We start from the raw sequence: 25,238 nt of genomic DNA on the forward strand, positions 1-25,238 counted from the left end.
ACGGGTGCAAACCATGTTTCTGTGCTCCGTCGCCCATCCAAGGAGTCGCATGACGTCGGTGCAGCTGTTGTCGAACGGGCGCTACCACGCCATGGTCACCGACGCGGGCGGTGGGTACAGCCACTGGAACGGCCTGGCGCTCACCCGGTGGCGGGAGGACCCTACTTGCGACGCCAGTGGTGCGTTCTGCTATGTCCGGGACATCGACGCTGGCCAGGTGTGGTCGACGACCCGACACCCCGCCGCAGCCCCGACCGGCGTGTACGACGCGCACTTTTCTCCGGGGACCGCGACGCTCGGTGTTCAAGCGCATGGCATCGAAATGCAGACCGTGATCGCCGTGTCGGCCGACGACGACGTTGAGCTGCGGCGCCTGCGCATCACCAACCGTTCGTCGACCCGCCGAAGGCTCTCATTGACGAGCTGTGCGGAGCTCGTGCTGGGATCGGCTGCTGCCGATGCGGCGCACCCGGCATTCGAAAAGCTTTTCGTCGAGACCGAAGTGCTGTCCGAGTTCAGGGCGGTCGTGTGCAGGCGGCGTGCACGCTCGCGAGATGAGAAAACGCCAACGTGGTTCCATCAGGTCGTTTGCGAACAGCCGCCGTCGCAGCCTCTGTCCTTCGAGACGGATCGCGCGAGGTTCATGGGCCGCGGTCGCGGCGCGACCGATCCGCAGGCCATGGACGACACGTCACCGTTGTCCGGCAGCGCCGGTCCCGTGCTCGACCCGATGGCTGCCATCCGTTGCGCGGTGTCGCTGGCCCCTGGCGAGTCGACGACGGTCGATTGGATCAGCGGCGTCGGCGCCACCCGTGAAGCCTGCCTGGACCTGATGCGCAAGTACCGGGACCGCACCGTGACCGACCGTGTGCACGGTGCCGCGAGGGCCGCCGCGCAGGCCGTGCTCGATCAACTGCATGCGAGTGCCGAGGATGCGCGGCCGTACGCCCAACTGGCGGGCGCGCTGCTGATGCCCGATGCTCAATTACGGGCCGATCCCGCCGTGCTGACCAGAAACCGGCAGGGTCAGTCAGGCCTGTGGCGTTACGCGGTCTCGGGCGATCTGCCAATCGCGCTGCTGCTGGCCGCCGATCCACTTCGGCTCGATCTGGCACGTCAACTTCTCCGCGCGCACGCGTACTGGCGTCTGTCCGGCCTCGCCGTCGACCTGGTGGTGCTTGTCGACGACAGCGGCGATGCCGGGGCGTCGTTGCAGCAGCAACTCATTGCGCTCGTCGATGTCGAGTGGCTCGGCAAGCCTGGCGGTGTCTTCGTGCGCGCGCTGGGGCAGGTGCCAACTTCCGATCGCGATCTGTTGCAGGCCGTGGCCCGTGTCGTGCTCGACGATCGCGATGGGCTGCTGCCGCAGCAACTCGCGCGACGTCGGCCGGTGGGCGACCGTGTCTCGCCACTGGACAACGCCGTGGCCGCGCCCGCGTCCGAAGTCTCTGCCGAGCCGTCGCCACCGCTCGCGCGGCGTGACCTGATCTTTCGCAACGGCATGGGCGGCTTCACGCCGGATGGGAGCGAGTACGTGGTCACGGTCACACCAAATCGCATGACGCCGATGCCCTGGGTCAATGTCCTGGCGAATCCGTCCTTCGGCACGCTCGTGTCCGAGAGCGGCAGTGCCGCGACCTGGAGCGAGAATGCTCAGGCTTTCCGGCTCACGCCTTGGTCGAACGACCCCGTGTCGGACCCCAACACCGAGGCGTTCTACCTGCGCGACGAAGACAACGGACGCTACGCCTCGGCCACCTTGCTACCGTGCCCCGGCGTCACGCCCTACGTGACGCGCCATGGCTTCGGCTACAGCGTCTTCGAGCACCGCGAAGACGACCTCGAGACCGCACTGACGATGTTCGTGGCCATCGATGCGCCGATCAAGTTCTCGGTGTTGAAGGTGATCAATCGGTCAGAGCGGGTACGGCACCTCAGCGTCACCGGCTACATCGAATGGGTCCTCGGGGATGAACGACGCAAGACGGCGATGCACGTTGGCACCCGCGTCGACGCTGGCGACCGCACCGTGTACGCCACTAATGCGTACACCACGGATTTCGTCGAGCGAACCGCCTTCTTCGATGTCGACGAGGCCGCTTCGGCCGGCACGAGTGTGTGTTGCGACCGCCGCGCGTTCATCGGGCACGACGCCAGCCTGCGCCATCCCGCAGCGATGGCGTCACGGCACCTCTGCGGCGCGGCCGGCGCGGCGCTCGATCCGTGCGCCGCGCTCCGCGTTCCGTTCACGCTGGCGGCGGGGGAGGCGCGCGAAATTGTGTTTCGCCTTGGTGCCGGCACCACGCCGCAGGCGGCGCAAGCGCTCGCGATGCGCTGGCGCGGGGCGAGCGCGGCGCACGAAGCCCTGGCCGCCGTGCACCGGCATTGGAAAGACACGCTTGGCGCGGTGCAGGTCGAGACGCCCGAGCCGTCGCTTGACCTGCTGGTGAACGGTTGGCTGCCATACCAGACCCTGGCGTGCCGCCTGTGGGCGCGCAACGCGTTCTATCAGTCGAGCGGCGCCTTCGGCTTTCGCGATCAGCTGCAGGACGTGATGGCCCTCGTGCACGCGGCACCCGGGCTCGTTCGCGAGCACCTGCTGCGCAGCGCGGGCCGTCAGTTCCCCGAAGGCGACGTGCAGCACTGGTGGCACCCGCCGTCGGGCCGCGGCGTGCGCACGCGCTGTTCGGACGACTACCTGTGGCTGCCGCTCGCGACCTGTCGGTATGTGCTCGTCACCGGCGACACGGCGGTGCTCGATGCGCCCGTACCTTTCCTTTCGGCAAGGGCGCTTGAGGACGGCGAGGTCTCGTGCTACGACCTGCCTGGCGAGTCGCCCGAATCAGCCAGCCTGTATGGGCACTGCATGCGCGCCGTCTCGCGCGGCCTGCGCTTCGGCGCACACGGCCTGCCGTTGATCGGCGGCGGCGACTGGAACGATGGCATGAACCTCGTCGGCGTGCACGGCAAGGGCGAAAGCGTCTGGCTCGCCTTCTTCCTGGACACGGTGCTCGTGCAGTTCGGGCGACTGGCCGATCGACGGGGCGATGCGCCTTTCGCACAGCGTTGTGCCAACGAATCGGTGAGGCTGCGCGCTGCGATCGAGCGCAGCGCCTGGGACGGTGGCTGGTATCGACGGGGCTGGTTCGACGACGGCTCGCCGCTGGGCAGTTCCGCCGATGTCGAATGCCGCATCGATGCGATCGCGCAGAGCTGGGCCGTGCTGTCGGGCGCGGCGGATGCGGGTCGCGCGCGCGCGGCGATGGAAGCGCTCGACAGTCGTCTCGTGGACCGCGACGCGGCCCTCATTCGACTGCTCGCCCCGCCATTCGACCATTCAGATCCGAGCCCCGGCTACATCCAGGGCTACCTGCCCGGCGTGCGCGAGAACGGCGGGCAGTACACGCATGCCGCCGTGTGGTCGGCGACGGCGTTCGCGGCGCTCGGCGATGCGCCGCGCGCATGGGAACTCGCCCGCATGCTCGATCCGGTCCGCCACGCCGACTCGCCTGATGCGCTCGCAACGTACCAGACCGAGCCTTACGTCATGGCGTCGGACGTCTATGCGTTGCCTCCGCACGCGGGCCGTGGCGGCTGGACCTGGTACACCGGGTCGGCCGGATGGATGCTGCGCTTCGTGCTGGAGTCGCTGCTGGGCTTGCGGGTCGAGTCGGATGCGCTGCGGATCGTTCCCTGCGTGCCGGAACAGTGGGGTTCGTTTCGATTGAACTATCGGTATCGCGAGACTGTCTATCGGATAGAGGTGCTGACCAAATCATCTGAGGGTGAAGGCCCTGCTTTGATGCTGGATGGCATGGCGCTGTCCGGCTTGGTCATTCCCTTGATCGACGATCGCCGCGAGCATGCGGTGGTCATTCGCATCCACCCCACAGGAGGCATTGAATGCAGATCGGCATGATCGGACTCGGGCGCATGGGCGCCAGCATGACAACTCGCCTGCTGCGCGGGCACCACGACTGCGTGGTTCACGACGCACACGCCGATGCGATGGCGCCGCTGGTCGCGCTGGGCGCGCATGGCACCGACTCGCTGGAGGCCTTTGTCGCGGCACTCGCGCCGCCGCGCGCCGTCTGGTTGATGGTGCCGGCGGCCGTGGTCGACAGTCTTCTCGCGTCGTTGTCCCCGTTGCTTCAAAGCGGCGACGTCGTCATCGACGGCGGCAATTCCTATTACCACGACGACTTGCGCCGCGCGGCTTCGTTGCACGAATCGGGAATCCAGTATCTCGACGTGGGAACGAGCGGAGGCGTGGCCGGCCTCGAGCGCGGCTACTGTCTGATGATCGGCGGCGATGACGCTTCCGTGCAGCGCCTTGCGCCGGTGTTCGCCACGTTGGCGCCTGGCCCCGGCCTGTCGGCGCCGACACCGGGCCGGCGCGCCGACGCTGGCACCGCCGACCAGGGCTGGCTGCACTGCGGGCCACACGGCGCGGGGCACTTCGTCAAGATGGTTCACAACGGCATCGAGTACGGCATCATGGCCGCGTATGCCGAAGGCCTGAATATCCTTCGCGGCGCCAATGTCGGGAAGCAAGCGCGCACCGACGATGCGGAGACCACGCCTTTGCGGCACCGCGAGCGCTACCAGTACGACATGAACCTGCCGGAGATCGCCGAGGTCTGGCGGCGCGGCAGTGTCATTGGCTCGTGGTTGCTCGACCTGACCGCCGAGGCGCTGGCCGCAGATCCGACGCTGGCCCAATTCAAGGGCCGCGTGTCCGACTCGGGCGAAGGCCGCTGGACGATTCAGGCGGCCATCGATGAAGCCGTGCCAGTGCCGGTCCTGAGCGCGGCGCTCTATGGGCGCTTCAGTTCGCGCGACGAGGGCGACTTCGCCAACCGCGTCCAGTCGGCGATGCGGCACGAATTCGGCGGCCACGTTGAAAAGCCGCATCCCGATCCTGGTTCCAAGGGGGCGGCATGATTTCCGATACCCAGGTCTCCCCCGCTGCGCAGAAGCTCGCGTCCGCTGACGCGCTGGTCGTGTTCGGCATCACCGGGGACCTGGCGAGCAAGCAGATCTTTCCGGCGCTCTATGCGATGTGCAAGCACGGGACGCTGAACGTACCGGTGATCGGCGTCGCCACGTCGGACTGGGGATCGGAGCAACTCCATGTCCGTGCCACGGAGAGCATCACGCGCGACCACGCCGACGTCGACCGCAAGGTGCTCGACCGGCTTCTGGGGCTCATGCACTACGTGCGCGGCGACTACCGTGATGCCGGTACGTTCGATGCGCTCAAGAAGGCCCTTGGCGGCGCGAAGTGCCCTGCGCATTACCTGGCCATTCCGCCCTCGCTGTTCCCGACCGTCATCGAGGGGCTGGCCAGGGCCGGCCTGGCCACCGACGCCCGCGTGATTGTCGAGAAGCCCTTCGGGCGTGACCTCGCATCGGCGCGAGAGCTGAATCGCGCGGCGCTGGCGGCCTTTGCCGAGGACGCGATCTTCCGCATCGATCACTTCCTCGGCAAGGAGGCGATCATGAACCTCCTGTACTTCCGCTTTGCCAATTCGTTTCTCGAGCCGATCTGGAACCGCGACCACATCGCGAGCGTCCAGATCACGTTGGCCGAGACCTTCGGCGTCGAAGGGCGGGGCGCTTTCTACGAGAGTGCCGGTTGCCTGCGCGACGTGGTGCAGAACCACCTGTTCCAGATCGTCGCCTTGCTGGCGATGGAGCCGCCCGCGGGCCGTGGTTTCGAAGCCGTGCACCGTCACAAGGCCGACGTGTTCGCCGCGATGCGCACGTTGCAGCCCGACGATCTGGTACGGGGGCAGTACCTTGGGTATCGGGGCGAAGCGGACGTCGCCAACGATTCGGATGTCGAGACCTATTGCGCCCTCCGATTGCACGTTGATTCGTGGCGCTGGGGTGGCGTACCGTGGTACCTGCGCTCTGGCAAGTGCCTGCCCGCGAACGGATGCGAGGTTGTCGTGCGCCTAAAGGCACCGCCCCAGAACCTGTTCGGCGACGCCGCGGTCCGGGAAGACGCGAACTATCTGCGCTTTCACCTGTCTCCGCATTCGACGATCGCGCTTGGCGCGCGCGTCAAACGCGCCGGCAAGGAGTTCGTCGGAGAGCAGCGCGAGTTCTCGCTGCTGGATGAAGAGCCGGACGCACAGACGCCCTATGAACGCTTGCTGACCGACGCGATGAATGGCGACGGCGCGCTGTTCGCCCGTGAGGGCTCGATCGAAGCGGCGTGGGCGGTGGTGGAGCCGGTGTTGGTCCAGCACCCGCCAGTGACTGTCTACGCCCCCGGCACCTGGGGCCCGCCGGCCGCGAATCACCTGATTGCCGCCGACGGCGGTTGGCACAACCCTGTTGCGGAGGTGTGAGCGCATGCCCTTGCCCATTGAAGACTACGGCCTGATCGGTGACGGCCACACGGCCGCGCTGGTGGGGCTCGACGGGTCGATCGACTGGCTGTGCCTGCCGCGGTTTGACTCGGGCGCGTGCTTTGCAGCGCTGCTGGGCAGCCCCGCGCACGGACGCTGGCAGATCGCGCCGCGCGGTACCGTGATCCGGACGCAGCGACGCTATCGGGACGGCACCCTCATCCTCGAGACCGACTTCGAGACCGAGACCGGTGCGGTGCGCGTGATCGACTGCATGCCGCTGTCGAACGAGCGCTGGGACGTGCTGCGCATCGTGGAGGGGTTGCAAGGACATGTGAAGATGCACATGGAGCTGATCATCCGCTTCGACTACGGCTCCATCGTACCGTGGGTGCATCGCTCCGAAGGCACGCTTTTCGCGACCGCCGGACCGGCCACGCTCGAACTCCATACGCCGGTGCAAACGCGTGGTGAGCACATGACTTCGAAGGCCGACTTCGAAGTCGGTGCCGGCGAGCGTGTGCCCTTCGTGCTCAATTACCGGCCCTCCCATACGCCCGCGCAGGAGGCCATCGACGCCGATCAGACGCTCGCGCAGACGCAGACCCTCTGGCGCGAATGGTCGCAGCAATGCAGCTACCAGGGACGCTGGCGCGAGCCTGTGTTGCGCTCGTTGATGACCCTGAAGGCGCTCATCTACCAACCCACCGGGGGCATCGTGGCGGCGCCGACCACCTCGCTGCCGGAGCAACCGGGCGGGGTGCGCAACTGGGACTACCGCTACTGCTGGCTGCGCGACGCGACTTTCACGCTCAACGCCCTGCTGCTGGCGGGCTACACCGAGGAGGCGCTGGCCTGGCAGGAATGGCTGCTGCGCGCGGTCGCGGGAAGCCCGGCGGACATGCAGATCCTCTACAGCGTGACCGGCGAGCGTCGGCTCCAGGAGATCGAGCTCCCATGGCTGCCAGGCTACGGCGACGCCGGCCCGGTGCGCATCGGCAATGCGGCGGCGACCCAATTCCAGCTCGATGTCTACGGGGAAGTCATGGACACGCTGCATCTCGCGCGGGCCGCCGGGCAGACGCCGCAGCCGCACGCCTGGCGCATCCAGTGCGCGCTGCTCGCGTTTCTCGACACACACTGGAGCGATCCCGACGAAGGCATCTGGGAAATCCGCGGGCCTCGGCAGCACTTCACGCACTCCAAGGTGATGGCCTGGGTGGCGTTCGACCGCGGCGTCAAGGCGGTCGAGCGGCATGGGCTGGCGGGGCCGGTCGATGCTTGGCGACGCACGCGGGACGAGATCCATGCGCAGGTCTGCCGATCCGGGTTCGATCCAAAGCGCAACAGCTTCGTGCAGCACTACGGCAGCACCGAACTCGATGCGAGCCTGCTGCTGATCCCATTGGTGGGCTTCCTGCCGCCGGACGACCCGCGCGTGCTCGGCACCATCGAGGCGATAGAGCGCGAGCTGGTGGTCGACGGCTTCGTGCTGCGCTACATGACGGCCACCGGTATCGACAGCCTGCCGCCGGGCGAGGGCGTTTTCCTGCCGTGCAGCTTTTGGCTCGCCGACTGCCTGGCCGTGACCGGCCGTCACGCCGAGGCCGAGGCACTGTTCGAGCGGCTGCTGGCGTTGCGCAACGACGTCGGTCTGCTGTCCGAGGAGTTCGACCCCCGCACCGGGCACATGCAGGGCAATTTCCCGCAGGCGCTGAGCCACATGGCGATGGTCAACACGGCACGACTGCTGTCGCTGGCGTCGGAGCAGGTGAAGGCATCGACCCAGAAGGGCGAACGCCCCGCCGCCGCGAGTACCGCGCCATGAAATCGCCCGTTGCAAAAGTGCCTTCGAAGATTCTGGTGATCGATGTCGGCGGCTCGCACGTCAAGTGCATGTTCAGCGGCGAGACCACGCGACGCAAGTTCGCATCCGGGCCCGTGCTGACGCCGCAGAAGATGGTCGAGGGCGTTCTGGCGATCGTCGCCGACTGGGCGTTCGACGCGGTCTCGATCGGCTACCCCGGCGTCGTGCAGCACGGCATCCCAGCGCTGGACCCTCACCACCTGGCCCCGGGCTGGATCGGCTTCGACTTCGAGGGCGCGTTCGGGCGGCCGGTGCGCATCGTCAATGACGCGGCCATGCAGGCGCTGGGCAGTTATCAGGGCGGAAAGATGCTCTTCCTGGGCTTGGGCACCGGGCTGGGCTCCGCGCTCATCGTCGACGGTCACATCGTGGCGATGGAACTGGGCCATCTGCGCCGCAGCAAGAAGCACGACTACGAGGATCTCCTGGGCAAAAAAGGTTTCAAGCGTCTGGGCAAGAAGAAGTGGCGACGAAAGGTCTGTGCCGTCGTGGAGGGGTTCAGTGCGGCCCTGTTGCCTGACGAAATCGTGGTTGGCGGCGGACAGGCCGAACGACTCAAGAAGCTGCCTTCGCGGACCCGGCGCACCGACAACGCGGCCGCCTTCGTCGGTGGTTTCCGACTCTGGGATGAATCGACGCCCGACGCCTCTAACACCACCTACAAGGATCTTTCATGACACCGACATTGGCATTGCACACGCTGGGCCAGAGCCTCTGGCTCGACAACATCACGCGACACCTGCTGCGCAGCGGCACGCTGGCACGCTACATCGCGGACCTGTCAGTGACCGGACTGACCTCGAACCCGACGATCTTCGAGAACGCAATCGGGAGCGGTGATTCCTACGACGCCAGCATTCGCGTCCTCGATGCTGCCGGTCTTTCCGGCGAGGCGCTGTTCTTCGAGCTTGCGCTCGAAGACCTGACGCAGGCGGCCGATCTGTTCAGACCCATCCACGACGCCACCGAAGGTGCGGACGGCTGGGTCTCGCTGGAAGTCTCGCCGCTGCTCGCCGACAACACGGCGCACACCATCGAGGCTGCGAACCGCCTGAGCAAGAAAGCCGCTCGTTCCAACCTTTTCATCAAGATTCCGGGAACGCCCGAGGGTGTTCGCGCGATCGAAGAGGTCATCTTCGATGGCGTCCCGGTCAATGTCACGCTGCTGTTCTCGCGAGAGCACTACCTGGCGGCGGCCGAGGCCTACATGCGCGGCATCGAGCGTCGCCTGGAGGCCGGGCTCGACCCGAAGGTGGCCTCGGTTGCGTCGATCTTCGTCAGCCGGTGGGACGTGGCGGCCAGCAAGGAGATGCCGTCGCCTTTTCACAACCGCCTGGGCATCGCCATTGCGACGCGCATCTACAAGGCTTACAGCGAGCTGCTCGCGTCAGACCGCTGGAAGCGGCTTGCCGCAGCCGGCGCCCAGCCGCAGCGCTTGCTGTGGGCGAGCACCGGCACCAAGGATCCGGCCGCATCGGACACGCTCTACGTCGAGGCGTTGGCGGCTGCAGCAACGATCAACACGCTGCCCGAGAAGACGCTGCTTGCGTTCGCCGACCACGGCAAGGTCCTGCACGCGATGCCCATGGACGGCGGCTATGCCGAAGACGTGATCGCGGAGTTCCGGCGTGAAGGCCTGGACGACAACGCGCTGGCGACCCGGCTGCAGCGCGAAGGGGTCGATTCATTCTCCAATTCATGGCACGCCCTGCTGACCCGCATCCGTGAGAAATGCGCCACCCCGGTGCTGGGCGCTCCTGCATGAGCGGCGTCGGCACCAGCCGGGCCTGGCAGGCCCTGGTCACGCACCATGCGCACATGGGGAATGTGCATCTGCGGCAGTTGTTCGCCGACGACCCACAGCGCGGCGGCCGCTGGGTGGCCGAAGCGGCCGGCCTCTACCTCGACTACTCGAAGAACCGCATCGACGACGAGACCATCCGACTGCTGCTCGATCTGGCCAGGCACTGCGGTTTGCGCGAGCGCATCGACGCGATGTTTCGCGGCGATGCCATCAACACGACCGAGCAGCGTCCGGCGCTGCACATCGCCTTGCGGGCGCCGCGCGGCACACGCATCGAGGTCGATGGCGTCGACGTCGTGACCGAGGTGCATGCGGTGCTCGACCGCATGGCCGGGCTCGCCGAGGTGGTGCGCAGCGGCCGCTGGTTGGGGCACGGCGGCAAGCGCATTCGCCACGTCGTCAACATCGGCATCGGCGGCTCCGACCTCGGGCCGGTGATGGCCCATGAGGCGTTGCGCCACTACAGCCAGCGCGACATCGACTGCCGCTTCGTCTCGAATGTCGATGGCACGGCCCTCGTTGAGGCCACACGCGACCTCGACGCGGGCGAAACGCTGTTCATCGTCTGCTCCAAGACCTTCACGACGCGCGAGACCCTGGCCAATGCCCACGCAGCGCGCGCCTGGTGCCTGGCGCAATTGCGCGACGAGCGGGCCGTGGCGCGCCACTTCGTGGCCGTGTCGACCAATGCCGAGGGTGCATCGCGGTTCGGCATCGCGCCTGAGAACGTATTTGGGTTCTGGGACTGGGTGGGTGGCCGATACTCGATGGACTCCGCCATCGGGCTGTCGCTGATGATCGCGGTCGGACCGGCGCACTTCCGCGAGATGCTCGAAGGCTTCCACGCGATGGACGCGCACTTCCGCACAGCGCCGTTCGACCGGAACCTGCCGGTGCTGATGGGGTTGCTCGCGGTGTGGAACACCGACTTCCTGGAAGCGCCGACGCAGGCCGTGTTGCCTTACGACCAGTACCTGGCACGCTTCCCTGCCTATCTGCAGCAGCTCACGATGGAGAGCAACGGCAAGCATGTCACACGCTCGGGCGCGCCGGTCGGCGTCGCAACCTCGCCCATCGTCTGGGGCGAGCCGGGCACCAACGGGCAGCATTCGTTCTATCAGTTGCTGCACCAGGGCACCCGGCTCGTGCCCTGTGATTTCATCGGCTTCTGCCAGGGGCTGAACCCGCTCGGTGATCAGCACGACCTGCTGATGGCCAACCTCTTCGCCCAGTCCGAGGCGCTGGCTTTCGGCAAGACCACCGCCGAAGTGCGGGCCGAAGGCATCGCCGAGGAATTGGTGGCGCACCGTGTGTTCGAAGGCAACCGTCCGAGCAACACGCTGCTGGCGCAGCGGCTGACGCCACGCACGCTCGGCGCGCTGGTGGCGCTGTACGAGCACAGCGTGTTCACGCAGGGCGTGATCTGGGACATCGACTCGTTCGACCAGTGGGGCGTCGAACTCGGCAAGGTGCTGGCGGAGAGAACCGCCGCCGAACTCGCTGCTGTGGACACGCCGGATCTGGCGCACGACAGCTCGACCGACACATTGATACGCCGCTACCGGCGCCTGCGCGAGGAACGCCATGACATCCACTGACCCAGCGACGCTCGACCAGCTGTGCATCGACACATTGCGCACGCTCTCCATCGACCAGGTGGAGCGTGCGCATTCCGGTCACCCCGGAACGCCGATGGGCGCGGCGCCGACGGCCTACTGCCTGTGGCAACGCTTTCTTCGCTTCGATCCGCAGGACTGCGGCTGGCTCAACCGCGACCGCTTCGTCCTGTCGTCCGGCCATGCGTCTGCGCTGCTCTACGGGCTGCTGTATCTGTGCGACGTCAAAGAGGCCAAAGGCACAGGCGATGCGATTCAGGGGAGTCATGCCGTGACCATGGCCGACTTGCAGAGCTTTCGCCAGGAAGGAAGCCGCTGCACCGGCCATCCGGAGCATGGCTGGACGGCCGGCGTCGAGACGACCACCGGGCCACTGGGGCAGGGCGTGGCCACCAGCGTGGGCATGGCCATCGCCAGCGACTGGCTTGCGGCCACCTTCAACCGCCCCGGCTTCACGCTGTTCGATCACAAGGTCTACGCGCTGGCGGGCGACGGCGACATGATGGAGGGCCTCAGCGCCGAGGCCGCCTCGCTCGCGGGGCATCTGCGCCTGGCCAACCTGTGCTGGATCTACGACGCCAATCACATCAGCATCGAGGGTTCGACCGCGATCACCTTCACCGAAGACGTGGGCGCACGTTTTGAGGCCTGTGGGTGGCAAGTGCTCCATGTCGCTGACGCGAACGACATCGCGCTGCTCTCGCAGAGCTTGCAGGCTTTCGTGGAGACGCGTGACCGGCCCACGCTCGTGATCGAGCAGAGCCATATCGGCTACGGCGCACCGCACAAGCAGGACACGAAAGAAGCGCACGGGGAACCGCTCGGCGACGCTGAGGTGCGCCTGACCAAGGCTTTCTACGGCTTCGATCCGGATGCAAGGTTCGCCGTGCCCGACGGCGTGCAGGCGCACTTCGCCGCGCATTTCGGCCAGCGGGGCACCGATGCGAATGAACGGTGGAAAGCGAACTTCGCCGCGTATCGGCTGGAATACCCCGATCTGGCCACCCAGCTGGATTGCCTTCGCGACGGGGCACTGCCCGAAGGCTGGGACGCTGCGCTGCCGACCTTCGAGGCGGATGCGAAGGGCCTGGCCACACGCGACGCGTCCGGCACGGTGCTCAATGCCATCGCTGCACGCGTGCCCTGGCTGCTCGGCGGCGCGGCCGACCTGGCGCCATCGACGAAGACGCAGCTGAAATTCGACGCCGCTGGCGTGTTCGAACCACCGGCTGTGGATGGCACATGCGCCGTCGCGTACGACCCGGGACGCGCCAGCCGTGCCGGGCGCAACTTCCATTTCGGAATCCGCGAGCACGCCATGTGCGCGGCGGCGACCGGCATGAGCTTGTCGGGGCTGCGCGCGTTTGCGTCCAGCTTCTTCGTCTTCACGGACTATGCCCGGGGCTCGATCCGCCTGGCCGCCATGATGGGCTTGCCGGTGATCTACATCTGGACGCACGACTCGATCGCGATGGGGGAGGACGGACCGACGCATCAACCGATCGAGCAGCTCGCATCGTTTCGGGCCATGCCCGGCATGGTCCTGATCCGGCCGGCCGACGCCAACGAGGTGGTCGAGGCGTGGCGCGTGGCGATGCGGCTGACCGATCGCCCGGTGAGCCTGGTGCTGTCGCGCCAGGCCTTGCCGACTTTCGACCGCTCGGTGTACGCCAGTGCTGCGGGCGTCGCGCGCGGCGCGTATGTGCTGGCCGATGCCGACCACGGAACGCCCGATGTGCTCCTGCTCGCCACCGGCAGCGAAGTGGCGTTGTGCATGGCCGCGTACGAGCAACTCAAAGGCGAAGGCATCGCGGCCCGGGTGGTCAGCATGCCATCGTGGGATCTGTTCGAGTGTCAGGACGCGTCGTACCGCGAGCGCGTGCTGCCCGAAGCCGTGCGCGCCCGCGTGTCGGTCGAGGCGGCTGCTGCGCTCGGGTGGGATCGCTACGTCGGGCGGCAAGGCGCGATCATCGCGATGCGCTCGTTCGGTCTGTCGGCGCCGGGCAAGGTGGCGCAGGCGCATTTCGGTTTCGACGTCGAGCACGTGGTCGCTGCCGCGCGCGAGCAGGTCGCCCAGCATGCGACATCGGTGCGGCAAGACGATGCGCAAAGCACATGACGAGCACGCGAATCAGTCCGCTTGCGGGCAAGCCGGCACCGGCCTCGGTCCTGATCGATGTGCCCCGGCTCGTCGCGGCCTACCGGTCAGAGCGGCCTGACCCCACGGTCGCGGCGCAGCGCGTCGCCTTCGGAACCTCGGGTCACCGCGGCTGCGCCTTCGACGTGTCGTTCAACGAGTGGCACGTGCTGGCGATCACGCAGGCGATCTGCGACTACCGCAGGGCACAAGGGATCGCGGGGCCACTGTTCCTCGGCATGGACACCCATGCGCTGTCCGGGCCCGCCTGCGCCAGCGCGCTCGAGGTGCTTGCGGCCAATGGCGTCGATGTGATGCTGGCGATCGACGATGAATACACGCCGACGCCGGCGATCTCGCACGCGATCGTCAACCACAACCGCGGCAAGCGCCCCGGTGACAGCCTGGCCGATGGCATCGTCGTCACGCCCTCGCACAACCCGCCGCGTGAAGGTGGCTTCAAGTACAACCCGCCGCACGGCGGGCCGGCCGGCGGCGAGGTGACGCGGGTGATCGAAGCCGCGGCGAACCGCTTCCTGGAACACGGCCTCGACGGTGTGCGACGCCAGCCGCACGCTCAGGCGCTGCGTGCGCCGACGACGCATCGCCACGACTACATCGGCAACTATGTGGAAGACCTCGGCCATGTGATCGACATGGATGCGATCCGTGGTGCGAAGGTTCGCACGGGCGTCGATCCGCTCGGTGGTGCCGGCGTGCACTACTGGGCCGCGATCGCCGAGCGCTGGAGCATCGACCTGACGGTGGTCAGCGAGGTGGTGGATCCCACCTTCGCCTTCATGACGCTCGACTGGGACGGGCAGATTCGCATGGACCCGTCGTCGCGCTATGCAATGCAGCGCCTGATCGCCGTCAAGGACCGCTTCGATATCGCGTTTGCCTGCGACACCGACCATGATCGCCACGGCATCGTCACCCCGGGCATCGGTCTGCTGCCGGCCAACCATTATCTTTGCGTGGGCATCGACTTCCTGTTTCGCCACAGACCCCAGTGGAGCACCCAGGCGGCGGTCGGCAAGACGGTCGTCAGCACGCAGCTGATCGAACGGGTCGCCAGACGGCTCGGCCGCCCGGTTTTCGACGTGCCAGTGGGCTTCAAATGGTTTTCGCCCGGCCTGAGCGATGGCAGCCTCGGCTTCGCGGGCGAGGAGAGCGCCGGTGCCGCCTTCCTGCGCCGGGATGGTTCGACCTGGACGACCGACAAGGACGGCATCATCGCGGCGCTGCTCGCGGCGGAGATCACCGCCCTCGGCGCTGGCGACCCGGGTGCGCGTTACGTCGAACTGGCGAACGAACTGGGCAACCCCTTCGCAGACCGCGTGGAGGCGCCTGCGACGGCACTGCAGAAGCAGCAGCTGGGGACGCTGTCGCCCGACCGGATCATCGCGACCGAACTTGCGGGCGAGAAGATCGAGCGCGTCATCGACAAGGCCCCCGGCAACGGAGCGGCGATCGGTGGCATTCAGGTCAGTTCGGCCTCTGGCTGGTATGCGGCGCGGCCCTCGGGGACGGAGGACATCTACAAGATCTACGCCGAGAGTTTCAAGGATGAAGCACACCTCAGGCAGATCCTGAACGAGGCCCAGGCGACCGTCGATCAATCGCTTTCCGTTAGGAACCTCGACCAATGACCCCGACAGCGAACAAATTCGTCATTGCAGCGAGCATTCTCTCGAGCGACTTTGCACGTCTTGGGGAAGAGGTGCGCGATGTGATCGCCGCGGGTGCCGACTGGATCCACCTCGATGTGATGGACAACCACTTCGTGCCGAACCTTTCCTTCGGCCCCATGGTTTGTGCCGCGTTGCGCCGGCACGCTGTCCGTGCGGACGGCCAGCCGGTTCCGATCGATGTTCATCTGATGGTGACGCCAGTCGAGACGCTCGCGCGGGCATTCGTACGCGCTGGCGCCGACCGCGTCAGCTTCCACATCGATGCCGTGAGGCATGTCGATCGAACCTTGCAGGTGATCAAGGAGGAGGGCGCGCTTGCCGGGCTGGTCTTCGATCCGGCCACGCCGCTGTGTGGCCTGGAATGGGTTATCGACAAGGTGGACCTGGTCTTGATCATGAGCGTCAACCCCGGCTTCGGCGGTCAGCAGTTCATCGAATCTTCGCTCGGAAAGCTCCGGGCCGCTCGACGGCTGATCGACCAATGCGGGCGGAACATACGGCTGGAGGTCGACGGAGGTGTCAACGCCGAAAACATTCGCCGCGTTGCGGACGCGGGCGCCGATACTGTCGTGTCCGGTAGCGCGATCTTCGGTGCAGCCGATTACCAGCATGTCATCGATGCCATGCGTGCGGCATTGGCGTTGCCGATCACGCAGTCGGCGCCGCGCTGACGCTGACGGTCAGACGTGGCCGATGTCTCGACACAGCGACGTCGCGTGCAATGCGATCTGTTCGTCCTCCTGCGACGGCAGCACGCGCACCTGGCAGCGTGCGCCCGGTCGATCGCTCGGTGGAGCGCTGTCGTCGCCCCAATGGACACCGATCGATGACAGCCCTCGACAGATGTTCGAACGGACCGCGACGTCGTTTTCTCCGATGCCGCCGGTGAAGACGATCAGATCGAGGCCGTCCAGCACGACGCTCATGGCGCCCAACTGTTTGCGAACGGACTGGCAGAACATGTCGATGGCCAGGCGTGCCGCGGCGTTCGAAGCGGCGGCCTCGTGCAGCGTGCGCATGTCGCCGCTCAACCCCGAGATGCCAAGCAGTCCGCTGCGGTGGTCGACCAGGTCTTCGAGCATCGCTGCGTCGAACTGCCGCTCGCGGGCCAGATAGACCAGGACGCCGGGATCGAGATCACCACTGCGGGTTCCCATGATCACGCCGCCGCTCGGGGTGAGTCCCATGCTCGTGTCTACGGAAATGCCATCGCGCACCGCGGTGATGCTGGCGCCATTGCCGAGGTGGGCGATCGCCAGCCGATGCGGTACGCCGTCGGAACGCTCGGCCGCCAGCTGACGCACGATCGACTCGCAGGAGAGGCCATGAAAGCCGTAGCGTTGAATGCCCAAAGCGATCATCTCGCGTGGCAACGGCAAGATTCGTGCGACATCCGGCAGCGTCTGGTGGAACGTGGTGTCGAAGCATGCCATCTGCGGCAGGCCGGGGAAGCTGGCCTTTGCGCAACGGATTAACGACAGCGCTGCGGGCATGTGCAGGGGCGCGAAGGCGATCGCGGCCTCGAGTTCGCGCAAGACGCTATCGTCGACCCTGCAGTGGTCCCGGTGGGCGGTGCCGCCATTGACGAGCCGATGCCCGATGACCTGCGGCGATGGCGCATGAGACGTTGCCAGCAGATCGACGATCCGCCCGATCGCTTCAGCCTGACTGGCCGGCGCAGCCGATTCGCTCAGCAGCAGCGTGCCGTTCTCGTCCTGCGCGTGGAAGGCTCCACGCTGCTGTCCGAGTCCTTCCGCCTCGCCGCTGACGAGCCGCAGCACCTGCGTCCCGCGCACGCGATAAAGGCCGAACTTGAGCGACGAGGAGCCGCTATTGAATGCCAATGCGTGCAACTCGCGAGAAATATCGGTAGGTGCTTGTGGGCGATTCGGTGCATCCATGTTCATCTTCCTGACGCCCAGAAGACGTTATGCGCGGCACGGTCGCGGTGACCATTCCGCGGCTGCAGCGTAGGCGGGAATGGTGCGTGCGTCCGTGCGCTGCCGCACGCACGGCCGCTATGTTTGCCAACGCACAGACCAGCAGGGCTACCGTGTCTACGGTGGGTCCATGGAAAAAATTCCTTCGAATCTCGGCAGCGTCACGGCAGTGCGCGGCAGCGTGGTCGATGTACGGTTTAAAGGCATGTTGCCGATGATCCATTCGGTGTTGCACGCGGGCGATAACGACAGCATCGTCATCGAGGTGTTGACCCAACGCGACGAGCGCCACGTGCGCGGGATTGCGCTGACGACCACGGAGGGGCTTGCCCGCGGCGCGCAGGTGCGCGACACGGGTGGGCCGTTGCGCGCGCCGGTTGGCAAGGCCATCGTCTCGCGCATGTTCGACGTGTTCGGCAATGTCATCGATCGGGGCGAGCCGCTGGCGAAGAGCGAATGGCGCTCGGTGCACCGCGACCCACCCGCGCTGTCGCGGCGCTCGACCACCTCCGAAGTCTTCGAGACCGGCATCAAGGTCATCGACGTGTTGACGCCGCTCGAGCGCGGCGGCAAGGCGGGTCTGTTCGGCGGCGCGGGCGTGGGCAAGACGGTGCTGCTGACCGAGATGATCCACAACATGGTCGACCACCAGGACGGCGTGAGCATCTTCTGCGGCATCGGCGAACGCTGTCGCGAGGGCGCGGAACTCTACGACGCGATGAAGGAGGCGGGCGTGCTGGCGAAGATGGTCATGATCTTCGCCCAGATGAACGAGCCGCCGGGTGCGCGCTTTCGCGTCGGAGACGCGGCGCTGACCATGGCCGAGTACTTTCGGGACGACGAGCACCGCGACGTGCTGCTGCTGGTCGACAACATCTTTCGCTACATCCAGGCGGGCATGGAAGTCTCGAGCCTGATGGGGCAGATGCCTTCGCGGCTGGGCTACCAGCCCACGATGGGCACCGAACTCGCGGGCTTCGAGGAGCGCATCGCCAACACCGACAGCGGGGCGATCACGTCGATCCAGGCGGTCTATGTGCCGGCGGACGATTTCACCGATCCGGCGGCGGTGCACACCTTCTCTCACCTGTCGGCCTCGATCGTGCTGTCGCGCGAGCGGGCCAGCGAGGGACTGTATCCGTCGATCGACCCGCTGCAGTCGAGCTCCCGGATGGCGACCCCGGGCATCGTGGGCGCGCGCCACTACGCGCTCGCGCAGGAGATTCGGCAGACGCTCGCGCAGTACGCGAAGCTCAAGGACATCATCGCCATGCTCGGCCTCGAACAGCTGTCGCCGTCCGACCGCAAGGTGGTCGCACGAGCGCGGAGGCTGGAGCGCTTCCTGACGCAGCCTTTCTTCACCACCGAGCAGTTCACCGGCCTCAAGGGCAAGCTCGTGGGCCTGGCGGACGCGCTTGACGGTTGCGAACGCATCCTCGCCGACGAGTTCAACGACCGGCCCGAGAGCGCCCTGTACATGATCGGCGCGATCTCTGAAGCGAAAGCCAAGGCAAAGCCGCAATCTGCGAAGGCCGCCGATGCACAGCCCGAGACCGCGCATGCGACTTAAGGTGCTGCTGCCGTTCGAGGTGTTCGTCGACGACGGCGCTGTGTCGCGCATCGTCGCGCAGACGCCGCAGGGCGCATTCGGCCTGCTGCCGCATCGGCTGGACTGCGTGGCGGCGTTGGCGCCCGGCATCCTGACCTATGAAAACGCGGCGCGCGAAGAGGTGTTCGTCGCGGTGGACCAGGGTGTGCTCGTGAAGACCGGCGCCGAGGTGCTCGTGTCGGTGCGTCGCGCGCTGCGTGGCACCGATCTCGCGCAACTGCACGCGGCGGTGACGCAGCAGTTTGAGCGGCAGGGTCAGCAGGACCAGGATCTGCGCTACGCGATGACGCGGCTGGAGAGTGGGTTCCTGCGGCGCGTCGCGGGGTTCGAGCATGGCTGATCCCCAGGGCGAATCGGATCGCCGCACCGCGCGGGCGCACACGCTGGCCGACGAGGTCGGTACCCAGGCTGCGCGCAAGCTGAAGGCGCGTCGCGATGGCGCGCCCGGTGTGTTCTTCGGCCTCGGGATGATGGGACTCGTTGGCTGGTCTGTGGTTGTGCCGACGCTGCTCGGCGCCGCGCTGGGCGTGTGGCTCGACCGCCATCACCCGGGCGCGCACCCGTGGACGCTGGCCTTGCTGGTCGGCGGGCTGGCGCTCGGTTGCCTGAATGCCTGGCATTGGGTGGCGCGGGAAGACCGGGCCATGCACGAGGGCGAGGGCCACGACGATGCATGAACTGTTCGCCAGCCTGATGACGGCGCCGCTCGCGGTGCTGCTGCCCGTCACGGGCGGTGCGGTCCTCGGCCTGATCTTCTACGCCGGTCTCTGGTGGACGGTGCGTCGCGCAGCGACTTTCCAGCGGCCGGGCCTCAGCATGCTGGCCAGCATGCTGCTGCGCATGGGCATCACGCTCGGCGGGTTCTATCTGGTGGCCGGCGGAGACCTACGGCGAATGCTGCTGTGCCTGTTCGGCTTCGTGCTGGCCCGCGTTGCTGTGACGTGGTTCACGCGCCTGCCACCGACCCCCGGCCGCATGCACACCGAAACCGGAGCCCGCCATGCGCCTTAGTCCCGACGAATGGATCTTCTGGCAGCACGGCTTCGTCAAGCTCAATGCCACCATCGTCTTCACCTGGGCGCTGATGGGGGTGCTGGTGCTCGGCTCGGCGCTCGTCACGCGCAAGCTCAGCACCGGGCGCACCCAGTCGCGGTGGCAGAGCCTGCTGGAGATCGTGCTGACGGCGATCCTGCAACAGATCGAGGAGGTCGGCCTCGTGGAACCCAGGCGCTATTTGGGGTTCCTCGGCACGCTGTTCCTGTTCGTCGCGGCGTCCAGCCTGTGCACGGTCATCCCCGGCTTCGAATCGCCGACTGCGTCACTTTCGACCACCGTGGCGCTCGCGGTGAGCGTGTTCATCGCCGTTCCCTTCTTCGGCATCGTCGTGCAGGGTGTCGGCGGCTACCTCAAGACCTATGTGCAGCCCACGCCGGTGATGCTGCCCTTCAACCTCATCAGCGAGGTGTCGCGCACCCTCGCACTGGCGGTGCGCCTCTTCGGCAACATGATGAGCGGCGCCATGATCGTCGGCATCCTGCTGAGCATCACGCCGTTCTTCTTTCCGGTCGTCATGACGATGCTGGGCCTGCTCACCGGCATGGTGCAGGCGTACATCTTTTCCATCCTCGCCGCCGTGTACATCGCGGCAGCGACCCGCACCCGCACCCGCACACCGATCCCCAAGCCCGCTGCGAACCACTGAAAGCATTCCATGGACAGCCTTACCTACATCGCCATTGCCTCGATCGCCATCGCGGGCATTACCACCGGCTTCGGGACCATGGCGCCGGCACTCGCCGAAGGCCGCGCTGTCGCGACCGCGCTGACCGCGCTCGCGCAGCAGCCCGACGCCTCGGCCACGATCACCCGCACGCTCTTCGTCGGCCTGGCGATGATCGAGTCGACCGCGATCTACTGCTTCGTGGTCTCGATGATCCTGATCTTCGCCAACCCGTTCTGGAACGCCGCGCTGGAACAGGCGGTCAAGGTTTTGGGAAAGTAGCCAATGCTGATCGACTGGTTCACCGTCGGTGCGCAGGCGCTCAACTTCATCGTGCTGGTGTGGCTGATGAAGCGCTTTCTCTACAAGCCGGTGCTCGCCGCCATCGATGCGCGCGAAAAACGCATCGCCGCCCAGCTCGCAGACGCCGACAAGAAGAAGGCCGCTGCGCAGACCGAGCGCGCCGATCTACAGCAAAAGAACGATGCCTTCGATCAGCAACGCGCCGCGCTGCTGGCGCAGGCCACCACCAGCGCAGAGGCCGAGCGTCATAAGCTGCTCGATGCCGCACGCGCGGCAGCCGACGCACTCGCAGCGGCGCGCCGACTCTCGACGGCCAGCGACGCCACGACACTCGACCAGGCATTGCGCCAGCGCGCGCAGGCTGAGGTGTTTGCGGTCGCCCGCCAGGCGCTGACCGACCTGGCCACGGTGGACCTGGAGGCCAGCGTTTGCGAGCTCTTCATCGCTCGCCTGCACTCGCTCGAAGGTACTGCGCTGCAGGAGATGGCCACTGCGTTGAAGTCGGCGAATGACGGCGCGCTCGTGCGCACCGCGTTCGCGCTGCCCACCGCGCAGCGCACGGCCGTGCACAAGGCGGTGAACGAGACCTTCGGTATCAAGCTCAGCTTGCACTACGAGGTGGCACCGGCGTTGGTCGGCGGCATCGAACTGAGCGCCAACGGGCACAAGGTGGCGTGGAGTATCGCGGACTACCTCGCGTCGCTGGAGCGCGGTGTGCATGAACTGCTCAAGCCGGCCGCGGTGCCCAGCTCCGCCGGGCGTGCCGCGTGAAGGCAGCACCCGGCAACCTGCAGCAAAGCTTCGACGCGGTGTTCTCGGCGCTCGACCAGGCGCGCGCGGACTTCGTGCCCCGGCTCGTGGTGCGCGAGGTCGGCACGATCCTTTCGGTGGCCACCGGCGTGGCACGCGTTGGTGGACTGCCCGGCGTGGGCTATGCGGAAATGATCCGGTTTCCGGGTGGCGTGTCCGGCATCGCCTTCAATGTGGACGAGGACGAGATCGGTGTGGTGCTGCTGGGCGACAACACCCAGCTGCGCAGCGGCGACGAGGCGCTGCGCGAAGGCCGCGTGATGGATGTCGCCGTCGGTGACGGCTGGCTCGGGCGGGTGATCGATCCGCTTGGCAAGCCGCTCGATGGACTCGGCGCGTTCACCGGCGATCGGCGTGCGCCGATCGAGCGCCCGGCGCCGGCGATCATGGACCGCGCACCGGTTACCGTGCCGCTGCAGAGCGGCCTCAAGGTGATCGATGCGCTCATTCCCATCGGGCGCGGCCAGCGAGAACTCATCCTCGGCGATCGCCAGACCGGCAAGACCGCGATCGCGATCGATGCGATCGTCAACCAGCGCAACAACGATGTGGTGTGCGTCTATTGCGCGATCGGCCAGCGTGCCTCCGCTGTGGCCAAGGTCGTGGCCGTGCTGCGCGCGCAGGGTGCGCTCGCGTACACCGTGGTGGTGGTGGCCGAGGGCAACGACCCGCCGGGCCTGTCGTACATCGCGCCGTACGCGGCCACCAGCATCGCCGAGCATTTCATGGAAGCGGGGCGGGACGTGCTGATCGTCTACGACGACCTCACGCAGCATGCGCGTGCCTACCGCGAACTGTCGCTGCTGCTCGGGCGGCCGCCGGGCCGCGAGGCCTTTCCCGGCGACATCTTCTACATCCATTCGCGGCTGCTGGAACGGGCCACGCATTTGAACGAGGCGCGCGGCGGCGGCTCGCTCACCGCGCTCCCCATCATCGAGACCGAAGCGCAGGACATCTCCGCGTACATACCGACCAATCTCATCTCCATCACCGACGGCCAGATCTACCTGTCGCCCACGCTGTTCCAGCTGGGCGTGCTGCCTGCGGTGGATGTGGGCAAGTCGGTGTCGCGCGTGGGAGGCAAGGCCCAGCTGGCGGCGTTCCGTGCCGTGGCCGGCGACCTCAAGCTCGCCTATGCGCAGTTCGAGGAGCTGGAGACCTTCGCGCGCTTCGGCGCCCATCTGGACGACGACACGCAGCAGTCGATCACGCACGGCCAGCGCATCCGTGCCTGCCTGAAGCAGCCGGAGCTCTCGCCAGTGACCGTGCCGGCGCAGATCGCCACCGTGCTTGCATTGACCGCTGGACTGTTCGACCCGGTCCCGCTGGAACGCATGGCCGAGGCGGAGCAGGCTGTGCGCACCGCCGCTGCCCACGGCATTCCGGCCGCATTGGGTGAACGGCTGCGCAGCGCCAAGGCGCTGAGCGAAGAAGACCGGGCCACGATTGTCGACCTGGCGCGCGCCGCGATCGCAGGTTTGGGCTGAGACCACGCGGTGAAGCAGGACAGCCCCGCCAGTCTGCGCCGCAAGATCGGCAGTGCGGGCGACCTGCAGTCGGTCGTCCGCGCGATGAAGGCGCAAGCGGCAGCCAGCGTCGGCCAGTACGAACGGTCGGTGGCCGCGCTGGGCGACTACGCGCGCAGCGTCGAACTCGGGCTGGGCGTGTGCTTCCGCATGGAGGCGCTCCACTTGGTGCCGGTGACACCGGCTCCGAAGGCGGCGGTCGGGGTCCGCGCGATCGTCTTCGGATCCGACCAGGGGCTCGTCGGCCGTTTCAACGATCTGGTGGTCGACCATGCGCGCGCCTCGCTGGCCCGAATGCCCGCGCCAGCACAGGTCTGGGCCGTTGGGGAGCGCGTGCACGCGAGCCTGCTCGACACCGACATGCCGTTGCTCGGCGTCTTCGCGGTGCCGGATTCTGTCCAGGCGATCGCGGCGCTGGTCGATGAGATTCTCCTGACCGTTCTAGAGGAATCTTTCGGGACCGAGCGGCGTGAAACCGCGGCCGAGGTGCACCTCTTCTACAACCGGCCTGGCGCCGGCTCGACCTTCGCGCCGGTCGGCCAGCGGCTGCTGCCACTGGACGATGAATGGCGTCGCCGACTGGCGCAGCAACCGTGGCCGACCGCCATGCTGGCCGAGACGCTGGGCGACCCGACGGCCACGCTGCGTGCCCTGATCCGCGAGTACCTGTTCGTCTCCCTGTTTCGCGCCTGTGCCGAGTCGCTCGCGAGCGAGAACGCGAGCCGGCTGGCGGCCATGGACCGCGCCGACCGCAACATCGACGAGATGCTGGGCACGCTGGGCGACGCCTTGCACCGTTTGCGCCAGGCGCGGATCGACGAAGAACTGTCGGATGTCATCTCGGGATTCAAGGCGCTGCGCGACCAGGTTGACACCTGACCGGCGTCGTCGTTGCCGCATCGCGTGCGGTGGCGAACAGACGGCAGTGGCGGTTGCGATGACATTGGTCCCTTGAACTCCTCCACCCGCGATGACGCATTCCGCCGATCGATCCGATTCGGCATTCTGAAAGGACACTCCCATGCTGCGCAGCACCCATGAGCTAGAGAAGTACGCGATCCAGGCCACCGATGGCGAGATCGGCGACGTCAAGGATTTCTTTTTCGACGACGACACCTGGGTCGTCCGCTACCTGGTGGTGAGCGCCGGCTCCTGGCTCACGAGCCGCAAGGTTCTGGTATCGCCGATCTCGATCCACGAACCCAACTGGGTGGCCAGGACCTTCCCGGTCTCGATCACGAAGGAACAGGTCAAGAACAGCCCCGACATCGACACCGAAAAGCCCGTCTCGCGCCAGAACGAAGAGGAGTACATGGGGTACTACGGCTACGGCAGCTACTGGGACGGCGCCGGCTTGTGGGGCGGCGGCCTCTATCCCTACGGCATGGTTCCTGGCTACATGGGCTACGGCATGGACCGCGTCGAGCGGGAACGCGAGATGGAAGCCTACCTGCGCACCGAACGGCAGCGCCATCGCAACGACGATCCGCACCTGCGCAGCTGCAAGGCCGTCACCGGCTATCACCTCGAAGCGAACGACGGAGAGATCGGCCATGTCTCCGGCTTCCTGGTGGACGAGAAGACCTGGGCCATCCGCTACCTGATCGTCGACACGAGCAACTGGTGGATGGGTCACAAGGTGCTGGTGGCGCCGGAGTGGATCACCGGCGTGCACTGGTCGAGCAAGACGGTGTCGGTCGACCTGAGCCGCGATGCCGTGAAATCCGCGCCCGTCTATGACTCGAGCGAGAGCTGGACGCTGCAGTCGGACCTCGACCTGCGCGGCCACTACGGACGTGCCGGCTACTGGTCGGATTCTTTCGCTGCCGCAGACGCACTTTGAAACTTTCTCC

The 25,238-nt window shown here is 66.9% G+C and carries 21 protein-coding genes; 20 read left to right on the forward strand and 1 reads right to left on the reverse strand.

All coding sequences use genetic code 11. The features are described 5' to 3' along the window. Positions 1-49 precede the first annotated feature (49 nt). From VLK31_RS19435 to rpe, 10 genes are read left to right on the forward strand one after another with little or no spacing between them, the layout of a single operon-like run. Positions 50-3,919, forward strand: coding sequence for a GH36-type glycosyl hydrolase domain-containing protein (locus VLK31_RS19435; protein WP_409170075.1), 3,870 nt, complete (start codon positions 50-52; stop codon positions 3,917-3,919). Beyond that, the gene (gnd, locus tag VLK31_RS19440; protein ID WP_409170076.1) at positions 3,904-4,944 is read left to right on the forward strand and encodes a phosphogluconate dehydrogenase (NAD(+)-dependent, decarboxylating); all 1,041 of its coding nucleotides are present in this window, start codon (positions 3,904-3,906) and stop codon (positions 4,942-4,944) included. The genes VLK31_RS19435 and gnd overlap by 16 nt, the downstream gene beginning before the upstream one ends. Beyond that, entirely contained in the window at positions 4,941-6,359 is a 1,419-nt protein-coding gene (zwf, locus tag VLK31_RS19445; protein WP_409170077.1) for a glucose-6-phosphate dehydrogenase, read from the forward strand. The genes gnd and zwf overlap by 4 nt, the downstream gene beginning before the upstream one ends. Positions 6,360-6,363: 4 nt before the next feature. Then, positions 6,364-8,187, forward strand: a complete 1,824-nt coding sequence (locus VLK31_RS19450) for a glycoside hydrolase family 15 protein (RefSeq protein WP_409170078.1) — start codon at positions 6,364-6,366, stop codon at positions 8,185-8,187. After that, positions 8,184-8,903: an ROK family protein gene (locus VLK31_RS19455; RefSeq protein WP_409170079.1), complete on the forward strand. Its 720-nt coding sequence runs from the start codon at positions 8,184-8,186 to the stop codon at positions 8,901-8,903. The genes VLK31_RS19450 and VLK31_RS19455 overlap by 4 nt, the downstream gene beginning before the upstream one ends. Then, positions 8,900-9,991 (forward strand): transaldolase, encoded by a 1,092-nt coding sequence (gene tal, locus VLK31_RS19460; RefSeq protein ID WP_409170080.1) that lies wholly within the window; start codon positions 8,900-8,902, stop codon positions 9,989-9,991. Before VLK31_RS19455 ends, tal begins: the two co-directional genes overlap by 4 nt. Beyond that, positions 9,988-11,628: a glucose-6-phosphate isomerase gene (gene pgi / locus VLK31_RS19465; RefSeq protein WP_409170081.1), complete on the forward strand. Its 1,641-nt coding sequence runs from the start codon at positions 9,988-9,990 to the stop codon at positions 11,626-11,628. Before tal ends, pgi begins: the two co-directional genes overlap by 4 nt. Further along, a complete protein-coding gene (gene tkt, locus VLK31_RS19470; RefSeq protein ID WP_409170082.1) occupies positions 11,615-13,765 on the forward strand; it encodes a transketolase in 2,151 nt (716 codons plus the stop codon). Before pgi ends, tkt begins: the two co-directional genes overlap by 14 nt. Then, positions 13,762-15,435 (forward strand): phosphoglucomutase (alpha-D-glucose-1,6-bisphosphate-dependent), encoded by a 1,674-nt coding sequence (gene pgm / locus VLK31_RS19475; RefSeq protein WP_409170083.1) that lies wholly within the window; start codon positions 13,762-13,764, stop codon positions 15,433-15,435. The genes tkt and pgm overlap by 4 nt, the downstream gene beginning before the upstream one ends. Next, positions 15,432-16,148, forward strand: a complete 717-nt coding sequence (gene rpe, locus VLK31_RS19480; protein ID WP_409170084.1) for a ribulose-phosphate 3-epimerase — start codon at positions 15,432-15,434, stop codon at positions 16,146-16,148. The genes pgm and rpe overlap by 4 nt, the downstream gene beginning before the upstream one ends. 9 nt (positions 16,149-16,157) lie before the next feature. Here rpe and VLK31_RS19485 read toward each other — a convergent pair whose 3' ends face one another. After that, on the reverse strand, positions 16,158-17,378 hold the full coding sequence (locus tag VLK31_RS19485; protein ID WP_409170085.1) for an acetate/propionate family kinase: 1,221 nt from the start codon (positions 17,376-17,378) through the stop codon (positions 16,158-16,160). Between the two features lie 169 nt (positions 17,379-17,547). Between VLK31_RS19485 and atpD the strand changes: the two genes are divergently transcribed. From atpD to VLK31_RS19535, 10 genes are all read left to right on the forward strand, one after another. Beyond that, complete coding sequence (gene atpD, locus VLK31_RS19490; protein ID WP_409170280.1) at positions 17,548-18,987, forward strand: F0F1 ATP synthase subunit beta; 1,440 nt, start codon at positions 17,548-17,550, stop codon at positions 18,985-18,987. Next, positions 18,977-19,366, forward strand: a complete 390-nt coding sequence (locus VLK31_RS19495; protein ID WP_409170086.1) for a F0F1 ATP synthase subunit epsilon — start codon at positions 18,977-18,979, stop codon at positions 19,364-19,366. Before atpD ends, VLK31_RS19495 begins: the two co-directional genes overlap by 11 nt. Beyond that, on the forward strand, positions 19,359-19,703 hold the full coding sequence (locus VLK31_RS19500) for an AtpZ/AtpI family protein (protein ID WP_409170087.1): 345 nt from the start codon (positions 19,359-19,361) through the stop codon (positions 19,701-19,703). The genes VLK31_RS19495 and VLK31_RS19500 overlap by 8 nt, the downstream gene beginning before the upstream one ends. Then, entirely contained in the window at positions 19,696-20,037 is a 342-nt protein-coding gene (locus tag VLK31_RS19505) for an ATP synthase subunit I (RefSeq protein ID WP_409170088.1), read from the forward strand. Before VLK31_RS19500 ends, VLK31_RS19505 begins: the two co-directional genes overlap by 8 nt. Then, complete coding sequence (locus VLK31_RS19510) at positions 20,027-20,728, forward strand: F0F1 ATP synthase subunit A (protein ID WP_409170089.1); 702 nt, start codon at positions 20,027-20,029, stop codon at positions 20,726-20,728. Before VLK31_RS19505 ends, VLK31_RS19510 begins: the two co-directional genes overlap by 11 nt. Positions 20,729-20,737: 9 nt before the next feature. Then, complete coding sequence (locus VLK31_RS19515) at positions 20,738-21,028, forward strand: F0F1 ATP synthase subunit C (RefSeq protein WP_409170090.1); 291 nt, start codon at positions 20,738-20,740, stop codon at positions 21,026-21,028. Positions 21,029-21,031: 3 nt separating this feature from the next. Beyond that, entirely contained in the window at positions 21,032-21,820 is a 789-nt protein-coding gene (locus VLK31_RS19520; RefSeq protein WP_409170091.1) for a F0F1 ATP synthase subunit delta, read from the forward strand. Next, on the forward strand, positions 21,817-23,346 hold the full coding sequence (locus VLK31_RS19525) for an alternate F1F0 ATPase, F1 subunit alpha (protein ID WP_409170092.1): 1,530 nt from the start codon (positions 21,817-21,819) through the stop codon (positions 23,344-23,346). The genes VLK31_RS19520 and VLK31_RS19525 overlap by 4 nt, the downstream gene beginning before the upstream one ends. 9 nt (positions 23,347-23,355) lie before the next feature. Next, positions 23,356-24,264, forward strand: coding sequence for a F0F1 ATP synthase subunit gamma (locus VLK31_RS19530; protein ID WP_409170093.1), 909 nt, complete (start codon positions 23,356-23,358; stop codon positions 24,262-24,264). Positions 24,265-24,406: 142 nt separating this feature from the next. Beyond that, positions 24,407-25,228 carry a PRC-barrel domain-containing protein gene (locus VLK31_RS19535; RefSeq protein WP_409170094.1) on the forward strand — a complete coding sequence of 274 codons (822 nt, stop codon included), beginning with the start codon at positions 24,407-24,409 and terminating at the stop codon, positions 25,226-25,228. The last annotated feature ends 10 nt before the right edge of the window (positions 25,229-25,238 follow it).

Source organism: Variovorax sp. H27-G14 (assembly GCF_046156345.1).
GTDB lineage: Bacteria > Pseudomonadota > Gammaproteobacteria > Burkholderiales > Burkholderiaceae_C > Variovorax.